Source organism: Bacteroides sp., assembly GCF_052357945.1.
GTDB lineage: Bacteria > Bacteroidota > Bacteroidia > Bacteroidales > Bacteroidaceae > Bacteroides.
The window spans coordinates 1-3,024 of record NZ_DAWCXD010000270.1 but is presented as its reverse complement, the minus strand read 5'-3'; the positions used below and the strand labels follow the sequence as shown (position 1 = coordinate 3,024).

The 3,024-nt window shown below is 37.1% G+C and carries 6 protein-coding genes and 1 pseudogene; 3 read left to right on the top strand and 4 right to left on the bottom strand.

What is annotated here, in order from left to right; translation table 11 throughout:
* Positions 1 to 28: 28 nt before the first annotated feature.
* The 4 genes from ACT8YW_RS22660 to ACT8YW_RS22645 all read right to left on the bottom strand — a co-directional run bounded on the left by ACT8YW_RS22660 (position 29) and on the right by ACT8YW_RS22645 (position 1,574).
* Entirely contained in the window at positions 29 to 397 is a 369-nt protein-coding gene (locus ACT8YW_RS22660; RefSeq protein ID WP_444107222.1) for a hypothetical protein, read from the bottom strand.
* 37 nt (positions 398 to 434) lie between these two features.
* Positions 435 to 656 (bottom strand): BACON domain-containing protein, encoded by a 222-nt coding sequence (locus tag ACT8YW_RS22655; RefSeq protein ID WP_115484317.1) that lies wholly within the window; start codon positions 654 to 656, stop codon positions 435 to 437.
* Positions 657 to 774: 118 nt separating this feature from the next.
* Positions 775 to 966 carry a hypothetical protein gene (locus ACT8YW_RS22650; protein WP_151922328.1) on the bottom strand — a complete coding sequence of 64 codons (192 nt, stop codon included), beginning with the start codon at positions 964 to 966 and terminating at the stop codon, positions 775 to 777.
* A 287-nt stretch (positions 967 to 1,253) separates the two neighbouring features.
* Positions 1,254 to 1,574, bottom strand: a complete 321-nt coding sequence (locus tag ACT8YW_RS22645; protein WP_151922327.1) for a hypothetical protein — start codon at positions 1,572 to 1,574, stop codon at positions 1,254 to 1,256.
* Positions 1,575 to 1,852: 278 nt separating this feature from the next.
* Between ACT8YW_RS22645 and ACT8YW_RS22640 the strand changes: the two genes are divergently transcribed.
* The 3 genes and pseudogenes from ACT8YW_RS22640 to ACT8YW_RS22630 form a co-directional block, all read left to right on the top strand.
* Positions 1,853 to 2,200: a hypothetical protein gene (locus ACT8YW_RS22640; RefSeq protein WP_272702800.1), complete on the top strand. Its 348-nt coding sequence runs from the start codon at positions 1,853 to 1,855 to the stop codon at positions 2,198 to 2,200.
* Positions 2,197 to 2,724, top strand: coding sequence for a hypothetical protein (locus ACT8YW_RS22635; protein WP_444107221.1), 528 nt, complete (start codon positions 2,197 to 2,199; stop codon positions 2,722 to 2,724). Before ACT8YW_RS22640 ends, ACT8YW_RS22635 begins: the two co-directional genes overlap by 4 nt.
* Positions 2,721 to 3,024: pseudogene (locus tag ACT8YW_RS22630) on the top strand (hypothetical protein); the annotation flags it as partial. The gene ACT8YW_RS22635 and the pseudogene ACT8YW_RS22630, both read left to right, overlap by 4 nt.

The following is a 3,024-nucleotide window of genomic DNA, read 5'->3' as shown; positions in this document are numbered from 1 at the left end:
ACAATGATACAAATTATGCTGAACAGGGTCAAATGATAAATTCAAAACAGGTTCTGATTTGTACAGGTTCACTCCAGGTTACTCCATCCGCTGATGTTGATATATACTCCGCATTCCAATGAGAACTAGCAACATATATCCCATTACCATATACAACATGATACCACATATAACTTCCTACTATCATATTTAAATCTCCTATTTTTAAGTTTATAATATTATCTGTTGACGGTGGTATGGCAGGTTTTTCCGGTTTCTCGGGATCATCTGGCTTTTCGGGTTCAACAGGGTTTTCCGGTTGTTCTACAGGCGGTTTCACAGGCTCATAATCATCGTTATCCTTCTCACACGCAATAAACAAACAGGCGCATAGCACCACCATACAAAATATTTTCATTCTCATAATCGTTTTTAATTTGTTGATTTCAATAATACTACATTATTGTAGTTTTTATAATATTACCTTTCCCTCCAACTATAATTACATTAGTCGGAGATGCTTCTTGTGAAATAGGAATAGTTTTTGTTATTCCACCTCCGGTAATAGTTATAAATGTGGAACGACTACCTCCTTCATTTATAGCAGCCTGTACAGACAACTTTGTGACACCCTGCCCTCCTTCTGACGGAGAAACTGTGATAAAATCCTTATCCATAATTCTTATTTTTTAATACGTTAATAGAACAAAGTTATTTTGTTTGACAACACTATACAACTTAGAAATCCTAGTCACATATAATACGTGAGAACCATAAATCAAATTTTATCATAGGTTATTCGTTCTTTATTGGAACGATTGAAAAGACTGTGTAGATAGAAGGAATGGTGACAATAATTCCTTTTGAACTTTCAATTCCAACATGGGAATTTACTCCATTATCGGGAATCACTGAGTTTTGCTTTTGAACATTTGTAAATGCCCCAATCAGCATAATAAATACTGATAAAACGAAATACTTTTTCATAATGGCGAATTTTAAACGATTTTCCTCAGACAGCCAGTGAGAACGTTATATAATAAAGAAAGTGGGCTGCTCTTCCTGTGAATACTCGTTAGGTATCGCCAAACACCTGTATATACACACAGAAAGGCAACCCACTTGTATGAGTTGTCCTCTGTGCCCTGTATATACATTCGGTAGATTTGGCGATTTTAACGAATATCTAAGGCACTTTCCTTTAATTTTCCAACAATGTCTTGTCCTCAAAGGACTGTGCAAATATAACTACTTTCCTATATGCAAACAACAAATTAGCGGTTTAAATCAACTTTTGTAAACCACATAAAATCATCCGTTCCAAATTTGAAACTCTCTTTGTGCACGGACTGCGCCTTTTCACGAAGTGTTTGTTCATTCATTCCTTGCGCAAAATTGTGTCCGAGGTTCAAGATTAGTTTTGTAATGTCTTGCGCATCCTGGACTTCGTTGTAACGACATTCCCTAGTTTTTAATCTGACTTCCGGAGCTATATATGCTCTAAAATCGCCTAGCACATTAAGAATAAGAATGTTGCAATTACAGTGCATCACTAGCCCTTTGCAGGCGTCTAAAAATACATCATTAGTTGTCATATCAATATATACTTTGGTTAATACTGATATTATATACGTAGGTAGGAAGTGTCTGTACGGTGTCCGCAGACAAATTTACAGATACGTATCATTAAAAAGAAATCCTTCCGAGGACGGAAGGATTTCCAGTGTAGATATGTATATCAGTACCTAAGTTTAATAAAGATAACGTATCAGGATGTAAAATCAGTCTGGTACGTTTTTTATTTCCCTCTCCCAAATCGCTAAAACGCTATTCCTAACCCCTCAAAACCTAATATCTGAAAAAAGCTAATTTTATGTTTAGAGAATATCTAAATAGAATATTAGGATCTGAACGGGGTTCGGGTTCTAATCGTCAGGTTTATGCTACACCTGATGTCATCGAAAAAAGTAGTACACCCTCTAAACCTATTCCTTCCAAATACGAGAAAGATATAGAAGCTCTCAAAGGAAAGTATGGTAAGGAACTTTTCTCTTCTACCGGACTCTGCATTATCAGTATGACTTTACAGGAAGCCTTGTCTATCATGCCAAGAGAAAGAAGAAGGATTGACGCATACAGAGGATTAGTGTCATATCTGGAAAAGAACTGGAGAATTGAGCTGAAGATTACATCACAAAAGACGAAGGAGGAAGAGAAATGAATAGAAGAATTATCTACCGGGAACAGGATAATAAACCGTTCCATCCAAAGTTTGCCCAATTACCGATAAAGGACCTGGCGATCCTAAACTTCACAACAGAAAACGAGGTCAGGAGATTTTATACGGGGGAACTGGAATGGATACCTTATAGCGTAGTTGAATTAATGCTCGATACAAGAATACAAACTCGTAATCTGGGCATACACAAGATTAGCAGCGATGAAGAGGCTTTTTACATCCTGTACCAGTATTTCACGGAGATTCCTATAGCCGACAATCCCAGGTTTCTACATATTACAGTAGCAGCAAATATTTTGAATCTGACAGAACAACATATAATAAGAAAGGCGAAAGAGGAGAATGGGTTATACACCGATCAGGACGGAAGAAACTATTTCATTGATTCACAGTGGCTGATTGAAACCTATAATGATACAATAAGGGATCTGGGGATTGAAGCGGATATAAGACTGGCGAACAATGGAAAAGGACAAGTTGAATTAACCATAAAAAGAAAATTATGAAAAAGAAAATATTTATCGTATCGAAAATATATGATACGACAGAAATGACAGACAATGATATAAGAATAGCAGTACAGGCAGACATTGACAGGCTGATCAAAAGAGAAGGAGTGGTTAAATTCGAGATAATCAGGCAGGCGAAGGAAATCGACTTTGTTTTTCACAGGGGGCTTGAATATCCCGATAATAAGCCGCAACAGGGATTAATGGCTGACGCAGACGGTTACCTGGTATGCGGAATTGGTCTGGATGGATTCAGACTGCCCAAGATGTGGGGAGAAGTACCTTTCGGTTGTTCAT

Excerpts from the sequence above, each read along its gene's own strand:
- ACT8YW_RS22660 (WP_444107222.1), bottom strand. The coding sequence starts at position 397 with ATGAAAATATTTTGTATGGTGGTGCTATGCGCCTGTTTGTTTATTGCG.
- ACT8YW_RS22655 (WP_115484317.1), bottom strand. The coding sequence starts at position 656 with ATGGATAAGGATTTTATCACAGTTTCTCCGTCAGAAGGAGGGCAGGGT.
- ACT8YW_RS22650 (WP_151922328.1), bottom strand. The coding sequence starts at position 966 with ATGAAAAAGTATTTCGTTTTATCAGTATTTATTATGCTGATTGGGGCA.
- ACT8YW_RS22640 (WP_272702800.1), top strand. The coding sequence starts at position 1,853 with ATGTTTAGAGAATATCTAAATAGAATATTAGGATCTGAACGGGGTTCG.
- ACT8YW_RS22645 (WP_151922327.1), bottom strand. The coding sequence starts at position 1,574 with ATGACAACTAATGATGTATTTTTAGACGCCTGCAAAGGGCTAGTGATG.
- ACT8YW_RS22635 (WP_444107221.1), top strand. The coding sequence starts at position 2,197 with ATGAATAGAAGAATTATCTACCGGGAACAGGATAATAAACCGTTCCAT.